Source organism: Streptomyces sp. G-G2 (assembly GCF_030063135.1).
Taxonomy (GTDB): Bacteria; Actinomycetota; Actinomycetes; order Streptomycetales; family Streptomycetaceae; genus Streptomyces.
Window position 1 is genome coordinate 1 of record NZ_JASISO010000055.1, and the last position, 22,648, is coordinate 22,648.

The following is a 22,648-nucleotide window of genomic DNA, read 5'->3' on the forward strand; positions in this document are numbered from 1 at the left end:
CCCCTCAACGGGTTCGCGCTGGCCTCCTTGCTGGTCGGGCTGCTCTGCTTCCCGCCGCTCGGGGTGGTCTTCGCGATCGTGGCCCTGGTGCAGATCGGGGCGAGGAAGGAGCGGGGCCGGACCCTCGCGATCGTCGGCCTGCTGGTGTCGGTGCTGGTGTCCGGTGTGCTGGTGTTCGCCGCCGACCGGCTGGTGGAACCGGTGCGCGAGCGGCTGGCGAGCCTGGACGACCGGGGCGCGGCCGGTACGGGCCGTGCGGGCGCCGCGGACGAGGAGGTCGAGGGCGACGCGGTGGGCCTGGAGGACGTCCGGCCGGGCGACTGCTTCAACGTGCCGGGCGGTGACCTGCTCGCCGACGCGCCCCTCGTCTTCGAGGTGCCGTGCGTCCGGCCGCACCACGGCGAGGTGACGGCTTCCTACCTCGCGGACCCCGGAGCGTTCCCGGGCGACGACGCGCTGGCCTCGCGGGCGGAGGAGCGGTGCTGGCAGGCGCAGGACGCGTACGCGATGGACACGTGGGCGCTGCCGGACTTCGCGGAGATGTACTTCTTCGCTCCCTCCGGCGACGAGTGGGCCGAGGGCAGGCGCAGCGTGCTGTGCGTGCTCGGCACCACCGAGGACGAGCAGCGGGGCAGCCTCAAGCGGGACGCGACGATGCTGACGGCCGGGCAGGTGTCCTTCCTGAGCGCGGCGAACCGGCTGGACTCGGCGCTGACCGCGGCGCCGGTGACCGACCTGAAGACCTCGCTGACCGAGTACCGGGCCTGGGCCGTGAAGGTGGAGGCGGCGATGGGCGGCGAGGCGGCGGCGCTGAGGACCTCCGAGGCGGAGGCTCCGGCCGAGGCACTGCTGCGCGAGGTCGAGGCGGCCCGCAAGGAGTGGCAGACGGCGGCGCGGGCGCAGCGGCCGGAGGAGTTCCGCGCGGCCTGGAGCCGGGCGGTGGGGGCGACCTCGGTCGAGACGGAGCGCAAGCTGCGCGGGGCGCTGGGGCTGGCGACGAGGGTGCCGTCGTGGCTGGAGGATTCGGACGGATCGGACTCGGGCTGGCTGGACGGGGAAGGCTCCGGCTCGCAGGCGGTGTAGTCGGCGGGGCCGAGCGCGGGGTCAGTGGTGTAACGCACGGTAACGGAATCGAGTGACCTGGCTTCATCACTTCGAGTGAAACTCTGGCCCTTGCTTGCGATGTACAACCGTAGGTTGCCAGGCTGTAGCTGTCTGTCAACCTGATGGGAGTGGCTAGTGACTTTCGGTGAGCAGCCGGCCTATCTTCGCGTCGCCGGGGATCTGCGACGGAAGATCGTCGATGGGTCCCTGCCCCCGCACGCGCGGCTCCCCTCGCAGGCCCGTATCCGCGAGGAGTACGGCGTCTCCGACACGGTCGCCCTGGAGGCCCGCAAGGTCCTGATGGCCGAGGGCCTGGTCGAGGGCCGGTCCGGCTCAGGGACGTACGTCCGCGAACAGCCGGTGCCGCGCCGGGTCGCCCGGGCCGGCTACCGCACGGCGGGTGCCTCCACCCCGTTCCGGCAGGAGCAGTCGGACACGGGTACCCGCGGCACCTGGGAATCCAGCAGCGAGCAGACCGAGGCCCCGGCCGAGGTCGCGGGGCGCCTGGGGATCGAGGCGGGGGACCGGGTGATGCGCACGCGCTACGTGTTCCGCGACGCGGGTGAGGCGATGATGCTGTCCACCTCGTGGGAGCCCCTGGCCGTGACGGGCCGGACGCCGGTGATGCTGCCGGAGGAGGGGCCGCTGGGCGGGAGCGGGGTGGTGGAGCGGATGGCCGCCATCGACGTCGTCGTGGACAACGTGGTGGAGGAGGTCGGTGCGCGGCCGGGGCTGGCGGAGGAGATCCTCGCGCTGGGCGGGGTGCCGGGGCACGTGGTGCTGGTGATCGGGCGGACGTACTTCGCCTCGGGTCGGGCGGTGGAGACCGCCGACGTGGTGGTCCCGGCCGACCGCTACCGCCTCGCCTATCACCTGCCGGTCCGCTGACCCGGGCGGCGTGACGCCGCGGTGAGGCGGAGGGCTGCGGTGCAACCCGCGGGCGGCGCCGGAAGGTGACGGCCCGTCACGCGCGGGGCCCGGCCCCTCCCCCTCCGACTGGCCGGCCTGGTGCCGCCGTTCCCCGCGCCGCCGTTCCCCGCGCGGCGATTCCCCGCGCGGCGATGACACCGCCGATGCCGCCGCCGATGACCGCCGCGCACCTGGCCTGAACCGGCGTGCGCGGCTCACTCGTACGCATGGCCGGATGCATACGCCTCCGAGGTACCTCTTCGTGAAAAACCGTATCCGCTGAGTAAAGGTCGGGCGTAAGCTCGGGCATATGCGCAATGCGGTTTCCTGGGCGGGTACATCGGCGGAGGGTGAAGCGCGATGAACGACAGCGGTGCCCTGCTCCCATGGCTGGTCATACGGCAGGACGACAACGGCAACCGCTACCGGGTGGGCCGCTACCCCACCCGCGCCGAGGCCCAGAAGGTCGTCGACAGCCTCGACGACCGAGGACACAAGCAGCTCTACTGGGTCGAGCGGATCGGTCAGAACGCCACCACGATGAACTGAACACGGGCGTGGCATAGGCTCCGTCCATGACTGAACGCGTGGTCGTGGGCGGAGCCCTTTGTCATGACGGGCGCCTGCTGGCCGCCCGGCGCAGTGCGCCGCCCGAGCTGGCGGGCCGCTGGGAACTTCCGGGCGGCAAGGCCGAACCGGGTGAAACCGTCCCCGAGGCCCTGGTGCGGGAACTCCGCGAGGAACTGGGCGTGGAGAGCGAGGCCCTGGAGCGGATCCCGGGCGAGTGGGCGCTGAAGCCCGGCCTGGTCCTGCACGTGTGGACCGCGCGACTGCTCTCCGGTGAGCCCGCGCCCCTGGAGGACCACGACGAGCTGCGCTGGCTCGGCCCGGACGAGCTGGATTCGGTCGACTGGCTCGACCAGGACCGCCCGGCGGTCGCCGAGGCGGGCCGCCGTCTGCGCGCGGCCGTCGCCCGCTAGGTCTCCGCTGCCTGTCGGGGCGGTCGGGGGCGGTCGGGGCGGGAGCACCGGGAGCGCCGGGGGGCGCGTACGGCTCACGGCGTAGGCCAGGTGCACCACAGTGCGCCGGTGCCTGAGGGTCTGATGGTACGGCGCCGCAATTATCGGGTATGTCGCTATTAGTCCCTATCTCGTCCCTCCTCGTCGCTGACGAACCGGACTGGGGTCCGCTGCTGGCCCGGGAAGTGATCGACGTGATCGACACAGACGGTGAGTGTGCCGAATGGGACTTTCCCGCAGAGCCCGGCGCCGTCCGCACGGCCCGTCACGCCGTACGCGGAAAGCTGCGTTCCTGGGGTCTGGACTCCGTCGGTGACGTGACCGTCCTCCTGGTCAGCGAGCTGGTCACCAACTCCCTGCGGTACGCTTCCGGCCCGATCGGGGTCCGATTGGTACGGCATGATCCCGCCACCGGGAATTCCTCCCGGGGCCCGGCGCTTCTCGTGGAGGTTTCCGATCCGCTTCCGGATCCACCCCGTGAGCGCGTCGCCGCCCCCGACGACGAGGGCGGCCGCGGCCTGCACCTGGTGGCGGTTTCGGCCCAGCGCTGGGGGACCCGGCACGGGAAGTCGGGCAAGACAGTGTGGTTCGAATTGGCCCTGCCTGGTGAGTAACAAGGTGAAGGGTCTCTGACGATCACCTTGCGTGGCTTGAAATGAACGAGACCGTGCTGTGATCGTGAACGCCGTGCCGAGCGTGCCCGTGGTGCTGAATACTGCGGTCATGGCCGGTCCGGTTGCAGTGAGCTGGAGGGGACGGTCGCGTGAGCGAAATACCTGCGCAGGCACATCAGGCCCCTGTGCCGAGGGAGGCATGGCACGACTCCCTGTGGCACAGCAGCCCGCCTGGCTCGATATATGACTACATAAAGGTCGCATCCTTCTCGATCGGGCCCGACGGCCTGATCGACCAGTGGAGTCTGCGCGCCGAGGAACTCTTCGGGCTGACCGCCGCCGAAGCGGCGGGACGCGACCCGGTGGACGCCTTCATGCCCCCGGAGCTGCGCGCGGGCGCGCACCGGAGGGTCGCCGAGATCCTCGACGGCAAGGAATGGACCGGCCTGATCCCCTTCCGCATCCCTGACGGGGACGGTGCGCACGGGGTGGCTGAGATCTATGTGATGCCGACCGAGACCGCGACCGCCGAGCGGGCCGCGCTGTGCGTCGTGGTCGACGTACGCGCGCTGCGCCGGATCGAATCCGATCTCGCGGCCTCCCAGGCGATATTCGGCCAATCTCCGTTCGGCTTCCTGCTCTTTGGTACGGACCTCACCGTGCAGCGCGCCAACCGCCGCTTCGCCACCGTCTTCGGCGGCGACGCCGAGGAGCACCGCGGCCGCACCGTCCACGACTACCTGCCGCCGCACGAGGCCGACCGGATGGCCGCCGCCCTGAGCCGCGTCCTGGAGACCGGGGACTCCGTCACCGACCTCCGGATCACCGGCGCCGCCCCCGGCAGCCGGGAGCACCGCCACTGGTCCATCAACCTCTACCGGGTCCACGGAGGCACCGGGCAGCCCATCGGCGTCGCGGGCCTCGGCACCGATGTCACCCGCCGTCACCTGGCCGCCCGTGAGGCCGCGGGCGTACGCCGCAACCTCGCCCTCCTCAACGAAGCGGGCCACCGGATCGGGAACTCCCTCGACCTGGAGACCACCGCCCGCGAACTCCTCGACGTCACCGTCCCCGGCTTCTGCGACCTGGCCGCCGTCGACCTCTACCAAGGCCTCCTGCTCGGCGACGACGACCGCGACCGCCCCGCCCGGCCGCACGGCCCCGGGGTCCCCTCGCTCCCCGGGGGCGGCCCCGGGCGCGCTCCCTCCGCCCCGCTGCGCCGGGTCGCCTTCGCCTCCGCGGTCTCCGACGCCCCGCTGTCCGGGCCCGGTCCCGGCGCGCTGGTCGCCGTAGGGGAGGTGCACAGCTATCCGGCCGGCTCGCCCGGCACCCTCGCCCTGCGGACCGCCCGGACCCGGCTGCTCGACGGGAACGGACCGGACGACCTCGTCCAGTCCACCCTCGTCGTCCCGCTCGTCGCGCACGACACGGTGGTCGGGCTGGCCCAGTTCTCCCGTACGAAGGGCAGCGAGCCCTTCGGCGAACGCGACCGCGCCGTCGCCGTCGAACTCGCCGCGCGGGCCGCCGTGTGCATCGACAACGCGCGGCTCTACCGGCGCGAACACGAACGCGCGCTGATCCTCCAGCGCAGCCTGCTGCCCCCCGGCGACCCCGCCGCCGCGGGCCTCGACATCGCCTGCCGCTACCTGCCCGGCAACGCGGCGACCGAGGTCGGCGGCGACTGGTTCGACGTCATCGAGCTGCCCGGTCACCGCACCGCGCTCGTCGTCGGCGACGTCATGGGCCGCGGCCTGCGGGCCGCCGTCGCGATGGGCGAACTGCGCACCGCCGTAAGGACCCTGGCCCTGCTGGACCTGGAACCGGCGGAAGTGCTCACGGCCCTGGACGAGGTCGCCCGCGGCCTCGGCACCCCCGGCGGCTCCCAGCAGGCCTCGCGGGCCGCCCTGCAGTCCCGGGACGCCGACCTGTCCGAGGTGTACCTCGCCACCTGCGTCTACGCCGTCTACGACCCGGTGACCAGGCGCTGCACCATCGCCAACGCGGGCCACATGCCGCCCGTCCTGGTCGAACCCGCCGAACCCGGGGGGCCGCCCCGGCCCGCGCTCCTGCTGGAGGTGCCGACGGGGATGCCGCTCGGGGTGGGCGGCGAACCCTTCGAGGAGGTCGAGGTGGAACTGCCCGAGGGGGCCCTGCTCGCCCTCTACACCGACGGCCTCGTCGAATCCCGCGACCACCCGCTGGAGGAGGGGCTGCGCGGACTGCGGGAGGCTCTGGCGGATCCCGTCCGGCCGCTGGAGGACGTCTGCGACCACGTCCTGACCACGCTCGACACCCGGCACGGCGAGGACGACATCGCGCTGCTGATGGCCCGGGTCCAGGGCCTGCCGCTGGACGCCGTCGGCGACTGGCAACTGCCGCGCGAGGCCCGCTCGGTGGGCCGGGCGCGGGAACTGGCCCGGGCGAAGCTGCCCGCGTGGGGGCTGGAGGGCCTGCTCGACACCACGGAACTGCTGGTGAGCGAGCTGGTCACGAACGCGCTGCGGTACGGGGAGGGCGAGATCCGGCTGCGGCTGCTGCTGGACCGGACCCTGGTGTGCGAAGTCTGGGACGCGAACCTGGCACAGCCGAGGCGGCGGCGGGCCCGGGACACGGACGAGGGCGGGCGCGGGCTCCAGCTGGTCGGGCTGCTCTCGGCCGGGTGGGGGACGCGGCGCACCCACCGGGGGAAGACGGTGTGGTTCGAGCTGCCGTTGCCGGGGGTGGTGGGGCAGGGAGCCACCGAACTGTCGGCGGAGCAGCTCCTGAGCCTGTACGGCTAGGCCGGCCGGGCGGGGCCGGGCCGGGGGGCCGCCGCTTCCGGGGCTCCGCCCCGCACCCCGCGTCCCGCGCCCCGAACCCCGCCCCGCACCCCGGGTCCCGAACCCCGCCCCGCACCCCGCGTCCCGAACGCCGGCGGCCGGGCACGCTCCCGTCGGCGCCCCCGGAGGGTTCAGGCCGAGCCCGCCTTCAGGGCGGCCAGGCGGGCCTCGATCTCCGAGGTCTTGCCGAGGTCGTCCAGGGCCTCGAACTGGGCGTCCAGGGTGGACGCGGCCAGTTCCTGCTTGCCCAGGGCCATCGCCTCCTCGCGCCGGACCTTGTCCTCGAAGCGGTTCAGGTCGCTCGTCGGGTCCATCACGTCGATGTTCTTCACCGCGTCCATCATCGTGTTCTGCGCCTGCGCCGTCCTCGCGCGCGCCACCAGCTCGTCCCGCTTCGCCTGGAGCTCCGTCAGCTTCGACTTCATCGACGTCAGCCCGGACGTGAGCTTGTCCACGACCTCCGTCTGCGCGGCGATCGTCGGCTCCGCCGTCTTCGCCTCCTTCTCCGACTGCATCTGGCGGCCCAGCGCGACCTTCGCCAGGTTGTCGAACGTGTCGGCGTCGGCCACGCTGCCCGCCGCCCGCAGCTCATCGGCCTTCCGGCTCGCCGCGAGGGCCTTGCCGCCCCACTCGGCGGCCGCGTCCACGTCCTCCGTGTGGTCGGCCTCCAGCATCCGCAGGTTGCCGATGGTGGTCGCGACCGCCTGCTCCGCCTCCGAGATGTTGTTCGAGTAGTCCCGGATCAGCTGGTCCAGCATCTTCTGGGGGTCCTCCGCCTGGTCCAGCAGCGCGTTGACGTTGGCCTTCGCGAGCTGGGTGACGCGGCCGAGGACGGTCTGCTTGCTCATGGGTGCCTGCTCCTTGTGAGGAAGAACGGGTGACGTCAGAAACGGCCGCCGCCGCCCATCCGGCCACGGGTGCCCCCGCCGCCGTACGAGCCCGGGCCGCGCCCCCCGCCCCCGCCGCGGCCCCCGCCCCGGCCGCCGCCGAGGATCTCGCCGAGGATGATCCCGCCGAGCACCGCCCCGCCCATGCCGCCCTGCTGCGGGCGGCCACCGCCATACGGGTCCTGGTAGGCCCGTACGTCCGCCTCCGCCAGCTGCTGCGCCTGCCGGGCCAGGGAATCCGCCTGCTGCGCCTCCGCCAGCGCGGCCGCCGGGTCCGAGCCCGTCACCGCCACCGACCGCTCCAGGTGCCGCTGCGCCTCCGCGAGCCGGGTGCGGGCCTGGCTGCCGACCGCCCCGCGGCTCGTGGTGACGTAGTCCGCCGCCGCGCCGATCGCGCTGCGGGCCGAGAGCAGGGCCTGGTCCAGCAGGGCGGCCGCGCGCTGGCGGCCGGTCTCGCGCTCCCGGGCTCCCGCGAGCGCGTCGTCGAGGGCGGCGTCGGCCTCCTCGATCCGGCGCAGGGCGTCGATCGGGTCGTACCGGCCCGCGCCCTGTTCCTCCCGTACGTCGGCCAGGACGGACTCCGCCCGGCCGATCCGGCCCCGCAGGTCCGCCGTGGAGGTGCCCGCCGCGGTGCCGGTCAGCAGGCCGCGCGCGTCCGCGAGGTCGGTCTCGGTCTCGTTCAGGGCGCCGGTCAGCTTGCCCGCCGCCTCCGCCAGCTCCTGCGCGCGCCGCTCCACCGCGTCCACCAGCGTGGACGCCTGGTCGACGGAGCTCTCGGCGGCCCGTACGTGCACGGCCGCCTTGCCGTTGTCCCCGCCGTCGACGGCCGCGCGCGCCTCGCCGAGGCTGGTGGTCGCGAACAGCAGCCGGTCCTTGGCCTGTTCGGCGTTGGAGGCCACGGGCGCGGACGCGGAGTCGGCGTACCGCCCGGCCAGGGCCGTCAGCGTCGCCTCCGCCGTGGAGGTACGTCCGGTCAACGCCCGGAAGTGCGTCTGTACGGTCTCCAGCGCCTGCGGGGCGTTCTTCTCCAGCGCGCGCAGCTGGTCGAACCCGGCCGACTCGGCGTCCAGGCGGCGGCTGGCCCCGGTGCAGCGGGCCACGATCTCGTCCAGCATCCGGCGCCGGGTCGCGTCGTCCTCGGGGAACGCGTCGTCGAGCTGCTGGCGCAGCCGGAAGGCGTGCGTCAGCTCGTCCTTGGCGTGGGCCAGGGCCTCGGTGAAGGGGCCCACGGCCGTCTCGCCGAACTGGGCGGAGGCGAAGCCGAGTTCCTCGGTGCTGGTGCGGACCGCGTCGTCGGTCTCCACCAGCAGGGCCTTGGCCCGGGCGTCGAGATCGGTCAGCGGGAGCCGCGGCGGGCCCTGCTCGCCCCAGCCGGACGAGGCCGTCGTACCGCGGTCGGGGGCGCCCCTGCGCCTGCGGCGGCCGTACGCGAACACGCCGAGCGCGCCCGCCGCGCCGACCGCGATCACGGGGAGCACGTAGTCGCCCGCCCCGCTCCCGCCGTCCGCCGCGCCGCCGGGGTCCGCGACTCCGGGGGTGATCGCGGGGACCGGGACGGGAAGGCCGCCGAGCACGGCGTCGTACCCGTCGGCCGCGCCGATCGCCGCGCCCGCCCAGTCGTTCTCCTTGAGGGCGGGCTCGATGGCGGTCCGCGCGACCGCCGCCAGTTGCTCCTTGGTGAAACCGGAGTCGACGTCGGCGGAGTACGCGTACTGCCGGGCCCCGGTCGCGACGGCGAGCAGGACGTCGTTCTGCCCGAGCCCGTTGCGCTGCGCGGTGGCGTCGGCCCAGCTCTGGGCGGAGCGACCGGAGAAGTCGCGTACGTACGCCACGAACAGCTGGATCCGCCGGTCGGCGTACAGCGTGTCGAGGGCGGCCGCGACGGCCGGCGCCCGGTCGCCCAGGGCGCCCACCCGGTCGGTGATCTGACCCCGCCGCGACAGGGCGACGGGATCGTCGGCCCGCGCGGGCGGGGCCCCGGCCGCGCCCCAGCCGCCGAACGCCAGGAGCGCGGCGGCCAGGGCCAGCACGGTCCGCAGGGGTATCCGGGCGGTGGCGCGTGTCGGGGTCCTGCTTCTCGGCGGGATCACATTTCGGAGGTTATGGGGGGATCCCGCGGGGCGCACCCGGAGACCGGGCGCCCGGGGGCTGCGGGTTCGGGCTCCCGCAGCCCCCGCAGCCCCGCAGCCCCCACGCGTCCCGCGGGCTCAGCCTTTGCGGCGGCCGATCTTCGAGCCCAGCCAGACCAGCGGGTCGTACGCGCGGTCAACCACCCGCTCCTTCAGCGGGATCAGCGCGTTGTCCGTGATCTTGATGCCCTCGGGGCAGACCTCCGTACAGCACTTGGTGATGTTGCAGTAGCCCAGCCCGTGCTCCTCCTGGGCCGAGCGCTTGCGGTCCAGCCCCTGCTCGGCGGCCGCGTCCAGCGGGTGCATGTCCAGCTCCGCCACCCGCATCAGGAACCGCGGCCCCGCGAAGGCGCCCTTGTTCTCCTCGTGGTCGCGCACCACGTGACAGGTGTCCTGGCACAGGAAGCATTCGATGCACTTGCGGAACTCCTGCGAACGCTCCACGTCCACCTGCGCCATCCGGTACTCGCCCGGCCCCACCCCTTCGGGCGGTACGAAGGCCGGGACCTCCCGCGCCTTCGCGTAGTTGAAGGACACGTCCGTCACCAGGTCCCGGACCACCGGGAACGCCCGCAGCGGGGTCACCGTGACCGTCTCCTCGGGGGTGAAGGTGGACATGCGCGTCATGCACATCAGCCGCGGTCGCCCGTTGACCTCCGCACTGCACGAGCCGCACTTGCCCGCCTTGCAGTTCCAGCGGACCGCGAGGTCGCAGGCCTGGGTGGCCTGGAGCCGGTGGACGATGTCGAGGACCACCTCGCCCTCGTTCACCTCGACGGTGAAGTCCCGCAGCTCACCGCCCTCCGCGTCGCCCCGCCAGATCCGGAATCGCGCGTCGTAGCTACTCACTCGTACAGCTCCTCTTCGGCGAGGTACTTGACCAGCTCTTCCTTCTCGAAGAGCGCGAGCAGGTCCGGGCGGACGGGTTCGGTACGGACCCGGGTCAGCGCGATCCGGTCGGCGGCCGGATCGGCCGGGGCCGGGGCGACCGGGCGGCACAGCAGGTTCACCGGGCGCCAGGCCCGGTCCATGGCCGGGCAGTCCTCGCGGGTGTGCCCGCCGCGGCTCTCGGTGCGCTCCAGGGCGGCCCGCGCCACGCACTCGCTGACCAGCAGCATGTTGCGCAGGTCCAGGGCCAGGTGCCAGCCCGGGTTGAACTGGCGGTGCCCCTCGACCCCGGCGCGGGCCGCCCGGGCGCGCAGCCCCGCCAGCCGCTCCAGCGCCTCGGCCATCTCGCCCGCCCGCCGGATGATGCCGACCAGGTCGTTCATCGTCTGCTGGAGCTCCTGGTGGAGGGTGTACGGGTTCTCCGCGCCCTCCTGCGCGTGGAAGGGGGCCAGCGCCTCCTCGGCCGCCTCGTCGACCCGCTCCTGCGCGACCACGGGCAGGGCTCCGCCCAGCTCGGCGGCGTACCGCGCGGCGTGCAGACCGGCGCGCCTGCCGAAGACCAGCAGGTCGGACAGGGAGTTCCCGCCGAGCCGGTTCGAGCCGTGCATCCCGCCCGCGACCTCGCCCGCCGCGAAGAGGCCCGGCACCCCGATGGTGGCCGCGGTGTCGGACTCGACCGCGATGCCGCCCATCACGTAGTGGCAGGTCGGGCCGACCTCCATCGGCTCGGCGGTGATGTCCACGTCCGCCAGCTCCTTGAACTGGTGGTACATGGAGGGCAGGCGGCGCCGGATCCGCTCCGCGGGCATCCGGGTGGACACGTCCAGGAACACCCCGCCGTGCGGGGAGCCGCGGCCCGCCTTGACCTCGGAGTTGATGGCGCGGGCCACCTCGTCGCGGGGGAGCAGCTCGGGGGGACGCCGGTTGTGGTCCGGGTCCTCGTACCAGCGGTCGCCCTCCTCCTCCGACTCGGCGTACTTCTCCTTGAAGACGTCCGGGACGTAGTCGAACATGAACCGCGTGCCCTCGCTGTTGCGCAGCACCCCGCCGTCACCGCGCACCGACTCGGTGACGAGGATCCCCTTCACCGACGGCGGCCAGACCATGCCGGTCGGGTGGAACTGCACGAACTCCATGTTCAGCAGCGGCGCCCCGGCGAGCAGGGCCAGCGCGTGGCCGTCACCGGTGTACTCCCAGGAGTTGGACGTGGTCTTGAAGGACTTCCCGATCCCGCCCGTGGCCAGCACCACCGCGGGGGCCTCCAGCACGAAGAACCGGCCCGACTCGCGCTCGTAGCAGAAGGCCCCCGAGACCCGCTCCCCGTCGTTCGGGCTGTGGTCCTTCAGGCTGTGGTCCTTCAGGCTGTGGTCCTTCAAAATCCGGGTCACCGTGCACTCCTGGAAGACCTTGAGCCGGGACTCGTAGTCCCCGGTCTCCTTGAAGTCCTCCTGCTGCAAGGAGACGATCTTCTGCTGGAGGGTGCGGATCAGCTCCAGGCCGGTCCGGTCGCCCACGTGCGCGAGCCGCGGGTACTCGTGGCCGCCGAAGTTGCGCTGGGAGATCCGCCCGTCGGGCGTGCGGTCGAACAGCGCGCCCCAGGTCTCCAGCTCCCAGACCCGGTCGGGCGCCTCCTTGGCGTGCAGCTCCGCCATCCGCCACTGGTTCAGGAACTTGCCCCCGCGCATCGTGTCGCGGAAGTGCACCTGCCAGTTGTCGCCCTCGTTGACGTTGCCCATGGAGGCGGCGATGCCGCCCTCGGCCATCACCGTGTGGGCCTTGCCGAAGAGGGACTTGCAGATCACCGCGGTACGGGCGCCCCGCTCGCGGGCCTCGATCGCGGCCCGCAGCCCGGCGCCGCCCGCGCCGACCACGACCACGTCCCACTGCTGCCGTTCCACTTGAGCCATCTCAGAAGATCCTCGGGTCGGTGAAGGCGCCGCTGGCCACCAGGTACACGTAGAAGTCGCAGAGCGCGACGCTGATCAGGGAGGCCCAGGCCAACTGCATGTGGCGGGCGTTGAGCCGGCTCACCCAGCCCCACAGCCGATAGCGCACCGGATGCTGGGAGAAGTGCTTGAGCTTGCCGCCGATGATGTGGCGGCAGGAGTGGCAGGACAGGGTGTAGGCCCAGATCAGCGCGATGTTGGCGAGGAACAGCACCGAGCCGAGACCCATGTGGCCCCAGGCGTAGTGCTCGTCGCGGAAGGTCAGCACCGTGTCGTAGGTCAGGATGCCCGCGACCGGGACCGCCGCGTAGAAGAAGTACCGGTGCATGTTCTGGAGGACCAGCGGGAAGCGGGTCTCGCCCGAGTACGCCGCGTGCGGCTCGGCGACCGCGCAGGCCGGGGGCGAGGCCCAGAAGCCCCGGTAGTAGGCCTTGCGGTAGTAGTAGCAGGTCAGCCGGAAGCCGAGCGGGAAGATCAGCACCAGCAGGGCGGGGGAGAGGCCCCACCAGCTGCCGAAGACCTCCCAGTTGGGGCCGCCGCGCATCTCCCGGCAGTTCTCCGCGAGGCACGGGGAGTAGAACGGGGAGACGTACGGGGCCGCGTAGTAGTCGGCGTTGGCGAAGGCCCGCCAGGTCGAGTAGACGATGAAGGCGAGCAGCCCGGCCGCGGTACCGGCGGGGGCCAGCCACCACCGGTCGGTGCGCAGGTGCCGGGCGGCGATCGCGGCGCGGGAGGCGCCGTGCACGCCGGTCAGGGGGCGGGGTGGTTCCGTGCCTGTGGCCAAAGGGGACTCCGGGAGGAGTGGAGGGGTGGCCCAGGAGACCCGGCCGCCGGGAGGCGGCGGGCCTGATGGGGAGTGCGCGCCGTGCGCCGTGCGACTCAGGGGGCCCGGCGGTCGCGGGAGCCGAGGCCCTCGTCGTCGGAGTCCGTCCACAGCGAGCTGTCGTACGGGGTGTCCGGGACGAGCACGATCGCGCCGTCGCCCGGCGCCCCGGGGGCCGCCGACGCCTGACGGGCGACATCGCGCTCCAGTCGCTCTACCGAGCGGACCAGCTCGTTCAGATTGCGTCGTACGGCGGTCAAATCGTCCTGAAGGGACATGACTTGCCCTCACTTCCGCAGGTTGCGGTGGCAACGCTCATGTGCGCCTGCGAGTGTCGCGCCTCACCTCCCCGCTTGTGAAGGGAAGTGACGCCATTGCGGGCGCGCGGGCGTGAACCACGCGCCCCTCGCCCTCCCCCTCGCCCCCCTCCGGCATCCCTCGGACGGAGTAGTCCGGCCCCGTTCCGCGCTCCGGATTGGTCCGCACGGGTGGGGTTCGCGGCGTGGCGCGGGGCCACTGCCCACGCTCCGGTGGGCGGTCGATTTCAGTGGGTTTCGTACCGGTGTGATCAGCTCCATATACGGCCATACGTGATCAAGTCCCGCCCCGCTCAGCCCCGCCCCGCCCCGGAGGTACCACCCATGTCCCAGAGAAGGCGCAGGTCCTTGGCGCTCCTGACCTCGGGAGTCCTCGCACTGCCGCTGCTGGCGGGCTGCGGGGCCGATGACGACGGCGGCCCGGCCGCCGCCGGTCCGGACATCTCGGCCGCCACCCGCGACCGGGTGGCCGACGGGGGTGCGGTGCGCTGGGCCGTCGACTCCCTCCCGGAGACCCTCAACACCTTCCAGGCCGACGCCGACGCCACCACCGGCCGGATCGCCGGGGCGGTCCTGCCGCACCTCTTCGTCATGGACGGAAAGGGGCGGCCCGCCGCCAATCCGGACTTCCTGGAGAAGGCCGAGGTCATCGAGCGCGAACCCAAGCAGGTCGTGCTCTACAAGCTCAACCAGCAGGCCGTGTGGAGCGACGGGCGGGAGATCGGCGCGCCCGACTTCGTGGCCCAGTGGCGGGCGCTGAACGGCAAGGACTCGGCGTACTGGACGGCCCGCAACGCCGGGTACGACCGGATCGAGAAGATCGAGCGCGGCGCCAACGACCTCGAGGTCAAGGTCACCTTCGCCAAGACCTACACCGACTGGCGCTCGCTCTTCAGCCCGCTCTACCCCAAGCAGGTCACCGGCAGCCCCGAGGCCTTCAACGAAGGCGCGCGCGGCGCACTCAAGGTCACCGCGGGCCCCTTCGGCCTCGGCGCCGTCGACAAGAAGGCCGGCACCGTCGCCCTCTCGCGCAACCCCCGCTGGTGGGGCCGGCCCGCCAAGCTCGACTCCCTCGTCCTGACGGCCGTGCCCCGGGCAGAGCGCCCCGCCGCGCTCGCCGCCGGAAAGCTCGACCTGGCCGAGATCGACCGCACCGGCGCCGACCGCATCGCGCTCGCCCACCGGGACGCCGGGCAGTCGAGGGGCGGCGCTCCCGCCCACGGCCCCGGCGCCTCCGTGACCGCCGCCCAGGCCACGCTCTCCTGGGCGCTCGCCTTCGGCGCCGACGAGGGCAAGGCCCAGGCCGAGCAGGAGACGCGCAAGAAGAACACCGAGGCCGCGTCGGCGTACGCCGACCAGCAGAAGGCCCTGCGCTCCTTCACCGTGCGCAAGTCCCTGGAGCCCGCCTACACCCAGCTCGCGATGAACGGGGCCTCCGGTCCCCTCTCCGACGAGCGGGTCCGCCGGGCCGTGGCCCGGGCCCTGGACCGCCAGACGCTCACCGAGATCGTGCTCAAGCCGCTGGGCCTGCCCGCCCACCCCGTCGGCAGCCACGTGGCCCTGGCCGGGCAGCGCGCGTACGTCGACAACAGCGACGCCCTCGGCGGCCAGGACACCCAGGCCGCCCAGGCCCTCCTCGCCGACGCGGGCTGGCGCAAGGGCGGCAAGCTCACCGAACCCGAGGGCGCCAAGGCGGGCTCCGAGAGCGACAAGAAGGACGACGGGAAGACCCCCGCCAAGCCCGCCGCCCCCGCCGCGGCCCCCGGCGCCGCCGCGGACGGGGACGGCACCGGCAACGACGGCCTCTACATCGTGGGCCAGGACGACCGCAACGGCGCCCGTCCGCCCGCGGCCCTGAACCCGGCCCTGCGCCCCGTCCCGCTCCCGGCCCTGCGCCCCGGCGACCGCCCGGCCCGGCCCGCCGACGAGAGCGCCCACCGGCCCGAGGGGCCCGTCGAGCCGCACGCGGGCGGGGTCCCCGAGGGCGAGTACCGCCACGCCCCCGACGGCGAGATCGTCGACGCCGACCGCTTCGCCGCGGGCGTTCAGCAGCCCTCCCCGGTGCTGGCCGCCGTACCGCTGGCCGAACAGCAGGAGGCCGCGCTCCTCGCCCAGGCCGCCCGGGCCGCCCAGGCCGCGGTCGCCGTCGACGACGGCAAGCGCAGCCCGGCCCTGGACGCCGAGATGGCACCGGCCGAGGACCAGGCCGAGGGCAAGGCCAGCCCGGCCCCGGCTCCGGCCAAGCACACCGTCCGCACCTCCGGCGCGATGCTCGCCAAGGACGGCAAGCCGCTCACCCTGCGCTTCGTCCTCCCGTCCGGCCCCGGCTCGGAGGCCCTGCGCACGGTCGGCGAGCGGATCTCCCAGATGCTCCAGAAGGTCGGGGTCAGCACCGAGCTGACCAAGGTCCCCGACGAGAGCTTCTTCAAGGACCACATCGCCTCGGGCCAGTACGACCTGGCCCTGTACTCGTGGCCCGCGACCGCCTTCCCGGCCACCGACGCCCGGCCGATCTTCGTCAAGCCGGAGCCCGCGGCCGACGGTTCGCTGCTCGTCGAGCAGAACTACACCCGGGTCGGCACCGACCGCATCGACCAGTTGTTCGACCAGGCGCTCGGCGAGTTGGACGAGGAGCAGTCCCGCGAGCTGATGCGCAAGGCGGACGCCCGCATCTGGGCGGCGGCCGGATCCATCCCGCTCTACCAGCGCCCCGAACTGGTGGCCGCGAAGCCCTCCCTCATGAACGCGGGCGCCTTCGGTCTCGGCGCCCCCCGCTTCCAGGACATCGGCTGGGCGAAGCCGGCGGGCGCGGCGAAGGAAAAGACCGCCAAGAAGAGCTGACCGGCACCCCAAGGACGGGTGAACAAGCTCAGAAGTGACTCAAGTCCCTTGCCCGCCGCCGACCCGGCGGGCAAGGTCGTAGATACCCATTGACCCGCACGAACACCGGCCGGGACCCCCCACCCCAGACCCGGCCCACGGCGCTCCGGCATGCTGTTCCGCTCAGTCGTCCAGCCTCTTGACAGACCCCCCGGCAGGCAGTTCCCGCTGCGCCACGTACGATGGGGTAAGGCCGTGGCAGGTTTTTCCGCCCGGCGGGCGCGCGTGCCGACCGTACGCGACGCCATCCACGATTCCGGGAGAAGCGCCGCCAGTATGACCACGCGCCACGACATTCGTAATGTAGCCATCGTCGCCCACGTCGACCATGGCAAGACGACCCTCGTCGACGCCATGCTGAAGCAGGCCGGTGCCTTCGCCGCCCACCAGCACCTCGACGACCGCATGATGGACTCGAACGACCTGGAGCGCGAGAAGGGCATCACCATTCTCGCGAAGAACACGGCCGTCAAGTACCACCCGAAGGAGGGTGGCGCGCCGATCACGATCAACATCATCGACACCCCGGGCCACGCCGACTTCGGTGGCGAGGTCGAGCGCGGTCTGTCGATGGTGGACGCGGTCGTCCTCCTCGTCGACGCCTCCGAGGGCCCGCTGCCTCAGACGCGCTTCGTGCTCCGCAAGGCGCTGCAGGCGAAGATGCCGGTCATCCTCTGCATCAACAAGACCGACCGTCCCGACTCCCGGATCGACGAGGTCGTCAACGAGACGTACGACCTCTTCCTGGACCTGGACGCCACCGAGGAGCAGATCGAGTTCCCGATCGTCTACGCCTGTGCGCGTGACGGCGTGGCCTCGCTGACCAAGCCGGAGGACGGCACCGTCCCGGCCGACAGCGAGAACCTGGAGCCGTTCTTCTCCACCATCCTGTCGACCGTCCCGGCCCCCGAGTACGACGAGGCCGCGCCGCTCCAGGCCCACGTCACCAACCTGGACGCCGACAACTTCCTCGGCCGCATCGCACTCGTCCGCGTCGAGCAGGGCGAGCTGCGCAAGGGCCAGACCGTCACCTGGATCAAGCGCGACGGTTCGCAGTCGAACGTCCGCATCACCGAGCTGCTCATGACCGAGGCGCTCACCCGCAAGCCCGCCGAGGTGGCGGGCCCGGGTGACATCTGCGCGGTCGCCGGTTTCCCCGACATCATGATCGGCGAGACCCTGGCCGACCCGGAGAACCCGATCGCGCTGCCGCTGATCACGGTCGACGAGCCGGCGATCTCCATGACCATCGGGACGAACACCTCCCCGATGGTCGGCCGCGGCGGCAGCGGCAAGGGCGCGGACGCCAAGTCCGTGGTCAAGGACCGCAAGGTCACCGCCCGTCAGGTCAAGGACCGTCTGGACCGCGAGCTGATCGGTAACGTCTCGCTCCGCGTCCTGGACACCGAGCGCCCCGACGCCTGGGAGGTGCAGGGCCGCGGTGAGCTGGCGCTGGCCATCCTGGTCGAGCAGATGCGCCGCGAGGGCTTCGAGCTGACCATCGGCAAGCCGCAGGTCGTCACGCAGGTCGTCGACGGCAAGGTGCACGAGCCGGTCGAGCGCATGACGGTCGACGTCCCCGAGGAGCACATGGGCGCGGTCACGCAGCTCATGGGCATCCGCAAGGGCCGTATGGACAACATGTCGAACCACGGCTCCGGCTGGGTCCGCATGGAGTTCGTCGTCCCGTCCCGAGGCCTCATCGGCTTCCGTACGGAGTTCCTGACCAACACCCGCGGTACGGGCATCGCGCACTCGATCCACGAGGGCCTGGAGCCGTGGTTCGGCGAGCTGAAGACCCGTAACAACGGCTCCCTGGTCGCCGACCGCGCCGGTTCGGTCACGCCGTTCGCGATGATCAACCTGCAGGAGCGCGGCGTGCTGTTCACCGCCCCCGGCACCGAGGTGTACGAGGGCATGATCATCGGCGAGAACTCGCGCGCCGACGACATGGACGTGAACATCACCAAGGAGAAGAAGCTCACCAACATGCGTGCGGCTTCCGCGGACAACACGGAGAACGTGGTGCCCCCGCGCAACCTGTCGCTGGAGCAGTCCCTGGAGTTCTGCCGCGACGACGAATGCGTCGAGGTGACCCCGGAGGCCGTCCGCATCCGCAAGGTCGTTCTGGACCAGAAGGAGCGCGGTCGTACCTCTTCGCGCGCCAAGCGGTAGTTGCCGCCTGCGTCATCGTTTGTGAGTCAGCCCCTGCGTTCACGGCCTCCGTGAACGCAGGGGCTGTTCGCTTTTGTCAAGCGGATTATCTCGTTCTGGTGTCCGTATATCGGTCGTCACACTCCGGAAGACGCACTAACCGTCCGTTTCGCGGGTGTCTGTCTAGGCTCACTTTGTCCGCATATCGGGCTGCTGACCTGTACTGATGTTGTCAAAACGAGACCCTTTAAGTGTGGTTTACGGGTCCGCTGTACTTAATAGTTGGCAACAAGCTCGGGTCAATGGGTCACGCACTGTGGGGAGTGTCGACTCACGAGCACACTGTGGGTAACTCGTCGCGAAAACGCTGTCAGGGGTGTCAGCGTGCGACCGGGTGCCCCGTCTTGTACTGACAAGTGGACTCATGAGGAGGAAACCCATGCGTGGTGCCAAGAGCGCCAAGTGGGTCGCGGGTGCGGCAATCATTGCCCTGTCCGTGACTGCCTGCGGTGGTGGCGGGGACAAGAAGGCCGATGCGGGTGCCGCTGGCGGTACGTTCCGTCTCGGTATCACCGAGCCGACCGCGATCGACCCGTTTAACACGCAGGAGTCTGAGGGCGCCCTGGTCGCGCACAACCTCTTCACCGGCCTGTACACCGCCACCCCGGACGGCAAGCTGAAGCCGGCTCTGGCCGAGTCGTTCACCACGAGCGACGACGGCAAGACCTGGACCTTCAAGATCAAGGCCGGCACCAAGTTCACCAACGGTGAAGTGGTCGACGCCGAGTCGTTCATCCGTGGCTGGACCCGCACCGTCGCGAAGGCCTCCGCCTCCGACGTGGCGTACCCGATGGACGGAATCGCCGGTTACAAGGAGCTCAACGGCGGCACCAGCGACAAGTTCGCCGGTCTCACCGCTCCGGACGCCAACACGCTGAAGGTCGAGCTGTCCGCGGCTGACTTCGAGTTCGACAAGAAGACCGTTCACACGGCCTTCAGCCCCGTTCCGAAGGCCGCCGGCGCCGCCAGCAACAAGGCGTACAACGACGCTCCCATCGGCAACGGCCCCTTCAAGATGGAGGGTTCGTGGCAGCACAACAAGTCCATCACCATGGTCCGTAACGACGACTACGGCATGGAGAAGGCGAAGCTGGCGAAGGTCGAGATCTCGATCCTCAACTCCGCCAACGCCGCCACCCTCGAGTACCAGGGCTACCAGTCCGGCACCTTCGACTGGGCGCGCATGCCCACGCCGCAGCTGCCGGTCGCCAAGGCCAAGTACTCGGCGAAGAAGCAGTGGATCGAAGCCGACACCTCGGGTATCAACTACCTGGTCGTCTTCAACCAGAACGCGCCGATGAACAACGTGGACGCGCGCAAGGCCATCTCCTACGCGATCGACCGCGAGGCCATCGCCAAGGGCGTCTTCCAGGGCATGCAGAAGCCCGCCACCTCCGTGCTCCCGCCGTCGTTCGCGGACACGTACACGGACAACCTCTGCACCTCCTGCATCAAGCAGGACAAGGACAAGGCCAAGGAGTACGCGGCCAAGGGCAACCTGAAGCCGGGCACCGTCCTGGACTTCGGCTACAACACCGGTGGCGGCCACGAAGAGTGGGTCCAGGCCATCGCGCAGCAGCTGAAGGACGTCCTCGGCCTTGAGGTCAAGCTGAACGGCAAGCCGTTCAAGGAGGCCCTGAGCCAGCAGCAGGACAAGGCGACCGCCGGTATCTGGCGTTCGGCGTGGGGCGCGGACTACCCGACCCCGGACAACTTCCTGTTCCCGCTGCTCGACTCCGGTTCGATCAACGAGGACCCGGCGACGGGCAAGGCCCAGGGCGACAACCGCGGCCGCTACAACAACCCGAAGTTCGACGACCTGATCACCAAGGCTCGTGCCACCAAGGACCCGGCCGCTCGCGCCGCGGTCTACAAGGAGGCCGAGAAGATCGCGGTCGAGGACGACCAGGCGCTCATCCCGACCTGGAAGCGCACGCAGTACCGCCTCGCCAACACGGACAAGTTCACCAACATGAACATGGACTTCTTCGAGGACCCGAACCTCGCGGAAATCACCGCCAAGTAGGCGTGCTTCTTCACCAGTAGGTAGGCGAAGGCTGTGGAGGTCGAAGTAACTTCTTCGGTCTCCACGGCCTTCGCTCAGTCCCGGGCGCACCCCTCATCTCTCCCGTTCCGCGCCCGGATGCGGCCAATCTCCCGATCGGATGATGCCGCCAACCCCCACGCTCAGTATGTGAAGGAGGCATCGTGGGCAGATATGTGATCCGGCGGCTCGGACAGATGGTGGTCGTCCTCTTCGGTGCGACGATTATTCTCTTTGGCTGTCTCTTCGTGCTCCCGGGCGACCCGGTGGGTTCGCTCGGCGGTGACAAGGCCCGCGACCCGGCGGTCGTCGAAGCGCTCCGTGAACGCTATGGACTCAACGACCCGCTGCCGGTCCAGTACGGCCACTTCGTCACGAACCTCGTACAGGGCGACCTCGGTGAGGACTTCACCCAGCGGCGCCCCGTGACCGAGGTCCTCCAGCCGAAGCTCGTGAACACCGCCGAGCTGGCGCTGCTGGCCATCGTTCTCGACATCGCGATCGGCCTGTTCGCCGGCCTGATCGCCGCGCTGTTCAGATACTCCTTCTGGGACGTACTGATCACGCTCCTGACCACCATGGCCGTCGGCTTCCCGTCCTTCGTGATCGGCATGGTCTTCCAGAAGGTCTTCGTGATCCAGCTCGAATGGGTCCCGCTGATCTCGGACGGCACGTTCAAGTCGATGATCCTTCCCGCCTTCGTGCTCGCGATCCTCGACGCCGCGCTCGTGGCGCGGCTCATGCGCGGCACCATGCTGGAGGTGCTGAAGGCCGACTACGTCAAGACGGCCGTCGCCAAGGGCCTGCCGCGCCGGACCGTGCTCGTCAAGCACGTCATGCGGAACTCGATCATCCCGGTCGTCACGTACCTGGGCATCTCCTTCGGCTCGCTGCTCGGTGGCGCGCTGATCACCGAGGCGATCTTCAACTGGGACGGCATCGGGCTCGCCCTGGTGCAGGCGGTCCAGCAGCAGAACAACCCGATCATCATCGGCGTGGTGACCTTCGGCGTCGCCGTGTTCGTGCTGCTCAACCTCATCGTCGACCTCTTGTACGCGGTCCTCGACCCCCGCATCCGCCTCGCCTGATCCCAGGCAGCCCGTTCTAGGAGTCATACCCATGACCGAGCTCACCAAGAGCACATCGGTGGCGGGGGACGCGACCGCCGCGGCAGGGGGCGCGAAGGCTGTCGAGGCCGAACCCGCCATCGCCCGCGTCACCCAGTGGGGCGAGATCCGCCACCGCTTCCTCGCCAACAAGCTGGCGGTCGTCGGCCTCGCGCTGGTCCTCGGCCTGTTCGCCGTCGCGGCCTTCGCGTCGCTGATCGCGCCGCACGACCCGTACGCGCAGGACCTGACCAACACCCTGCAGTCTCCCGGTGGCGATCACCTGCTCGGTACGGACTCGCTCGGCCGTGACCAGCTCTCCCGCATCATCTACGGCAGCCAGATCGCGGTCATCGTCGGTCTCGCGTCGATCTTCCTGGCCTGTGCCATCGGCATCTTCATCGGCGCCCTGGCCGGCTACTTCGGCCGCGCCACCGACTCGGTGCTGATGCGCATAGCCGACGTCTTCTTCGCGTTCCCGCTGCTCATCGGTGCCATCGTGATCATCATCGCGATGGGCCGAGGTGTCACCCCGGTGATCATCTCGCTGGCCGTGTTCTCGTGGCCGACGGTCGCCCGTCTGCTGCGCAGTTCGATCCTGTCGGTCCGTGAGGCCGACTACGTGCTGGCCGCTCGCGCCCTCGGCGCGGGCACCAACCGGATCATCACCCGTCACATCCTGCCCAACTCCATCGCCGCCGTCATGGCCTACGCCGCGTTCAACGTCGGCGGAGCCATCGTGGCCGAGGCGTCGCTGTCCTTCCTGGGCGTCGGCGTCAGCCCGGAGATCCCGGAGTGGGGCAACATGCTGGCCGGCGCCAAGGACTTCATGGGTGTCAAGGACTACCTGTGGACCTACCCCAGCATCGCGATCGTGCTGACCGTCCTTGGCTTCGTTTTCGTCGGTGACGGGCTCCGCGACGCCCTCGACCCGAAGCTGCGCTAGAAG

Annotated in this window: 17 protein-coding genes; 11 read left to right on the forward strand and 6 right to left on the reverse strand. The window is 71.1% G+C overall.

Annotation, left to right across the window (positions count from 1 at the left end):
- The 6 genes from QMF80_RS32200 to QMF80_RS32225 form a co-directional block, all read left to right on the forward strand.
- Positions 1–1,083: DUF4190 domain-containing protein (locus QMF80_RS32200; RefSeq protein ID WP_283459749.1), on the forward strand; the 1,083-nt coding region annotated here is incomplete at its 5' end.
- 156 nt (positions 1,084–1,239) lie between these two features.
- A complete protein-coding gene (locus tag QMF80_RS32205; protein ID WP_283459751.1) occupies positions 1,240–1,992 on the forward strand; it encodes a GntR family transcriptional regulator in 753 nt (250 codons plus the stop codon).
- Positions 1,993–2,373: 381 nt separating this feature from the next.
- Positions 2,374–2,562 carry an SPOR domain-containing protein gene (locus tag QMF80_RS32210; protein WP_283459753.1) on the forward strand — a complete coding sequence of 63 codons (189 nt, stop codon included), beginning with the start codon at positions 2,374–2,376 and terminating at the stop codon, positions 2,560–2,562.
- 26 nt (positions 2,563–2,588) lie between these two features.
- On the forward strand, positions 2,589–2,993 hold the full coding sequence (locus QMF80_RS32215) for a (deoxy)nucleoside triphosphate pyrophosphohydrolase (RefSeq protein WP_283459755.1): 405 nt from the start codon (positions 2,589–2,591) through the stop codon (positions 2,991–2,993).
- Positions 2,994–3,217: 224 nt separating this feature from the next.
- Positions 3,218–3,646, forward strand: coding sequence for an ATP-binding protein (locus QMF80_RS32220; protein ID WP_283459828.1), 429 nt, complete (start codon positions 3,218–3,220; stop codon positions 3,644–3,646).
- Between the two features lie 158 nt (positions 3,647–3,804).
- Entirely contained in the window at positions 3,805–6,426 is a 2,622-nt protein-coding gene (locus tag QMF80_RS32225; protein ID WP_502962968.1) for a SpoIIE family protein phosphatase, read from the forward strand.
- Between the two features lie 170 nt (positions 6,427–6,596).
- Here QMF80_RS32225 and QMF80_RS32230 read toward each other — a convergent pair whose 3' ends face one another.
- The 6 genes from QMF80_RS32230 to QMF80_RS32255 all read right to left on the reverse strand — a co-directional run bounded on the left by QMF80_RS32230 (position 6,597) and on the right by QMF80_RS32255 (position 13,416).
- A complete protein-coding gene (locus tag QMF80_RS32230) occupies positions 6,597–7,313 on the reverse strand; it encodes a PspA/IM30 family protein (RefSeq protein WP_283459757.1) in 717 nt (238 codons plus the stop codon).
- 35 nt (positions 7,314–7,348) lie between these two features.
- Positions 7,349–9,442, reverse strand: coding sequence for a TPM domain-containing protein (locus QMF80_RS32235; protein WP_502962966.1), 2,094 nt, complete (start codon positions 9,440–9,442; stop codon positions 7,349–7,351).
- A 117-nt stretch (positions 9,443–9,559) separates the two neighbouring features.
- On the reverse strand, positions 9,560–10,330 hold the full coding sequence (locus QMF80_RS32240; protein ID WP_283459759.1) for a succinate dehydrogenase/fumarate reductase iron-sulfur subunit: 771 nt from the start codon (positions 10,328–10,330) through the stop codon (positions 9,560–9,562).
- Positions 10,327–12,276 carry a fumarate reductase/succinate dehydrogenase flavoprotein subunit gene (locus QMF80_RS32245; RefSeq protein WP_283459761.1) on the reverse strand — a complete coding sequence of 650 codons (1,950 nt, stop codon included), beginning with the start codon at positions 12,274–12,276 and terminating at the stop codon, positions 10,327–10,329. The genes QMF80_RS32240 and QMF80_RS32245 overlap by 4 nt, the downstream gene beginning before the upstream one ends.
- A 1-nt stretch (position 12,277) precedes the next feature.
- Entirely contained in the window at positions 12,278–13,099 is an 822-nt protein-coding gene (sdhC, locus tag QMF80_RS32250) for a succinate dehydrogenase subunit SdhC (protein ID WP_283459763.1), read from the reverse strand.
- A 95-nt stretch (positions 13,100–13,194) separates the two neighbouring features.
- Positions 13,195–13,416 (reverse strand): Rv0250c family protein, encoded by a 222-nt coding sequence (locus QMF80_RS32255; RefSeq protein ID WP_283459766.1) that lies wholly within the window; start codon positions 13,414–13,416, stop codon positions 13,195–13,197.
- A 363-nt stretch (positions 13,417–13,779) separates the two neighbouring features.
- On the opposite strand from QMF80_RS32255, the gene QMF80_RS32260 reads away from it, so the two are divergent.
- The 5 genes from QMF80_RS32260 to QMF80_RS32280 all read left to right on the forward strand — a co-directional run bounded on the left by QMF80_RS32260 (position 13,780) and on the right by QMF80_RS32280 (position 22,645).
- Complete coding sequence (locus tag QMF80_RS32260) at positions 13,780–16,296, forward strand: ABC transporter substrate-binding protein (protein ID WP_283459768.1); 2,517 nt, start codon at positions 13,780–13,782, stop codon at positions 16,294–16,296.
- A gap of 315 nt (positions 16,297–16,611) precedes the next feature.
- Complete coding sequence (typA, locus tag QMF80_RS32265) at positions 16,612–18,510, forward strand: translational GTPase TypA (protein WP_283459770.1); 1,899 nt, start codon at positions 16,612–16,614, stop codon at positions 18,508–18,510.
- A 418-nt stretch (positions 18,511–18,928) separates the two neighbouring features.
- Positions 18,929–20,575: a peptide ABC transporter substrate-binding protein gene (locus tag QMF80_RS32270; RefSeq protein ID WP_283459773.1), complete on the forward strand. Its 1,647-nt coding sequence runs from the start codon at positions 18,929–18,931 to the stop codon at positions 20,573–20,575.
- 182 nt (positions 20,576–20,757) lie between these two features.
- The gene (locus tag QMF80_RS32275; RefSeq protein ID WP_283459775.1) at positions 20,758–21,681 is read left to right on the forward strand and encodes an ABC transporter permease; all 924 of its coding nucleotides are present in this window, start codon (positions 20,758–20,760) and stop codon (positions 21,679–21,681) included.
- Positions 21,682–21,712: 31 nt separating this feature from the next.
- Positions 21,713–22,645: an ABC transporter permease gene (locus QMF80_RS32280; protein ID WP_283459777.1), complete on the forward strand. Its 933-nt coding sequence runs from the start codon at positions 21,713–21,715 to the stop codon at positions 22,643–22,645.
- Positions 22,646–22,648 lie beyond the last annotated feature (3 nt).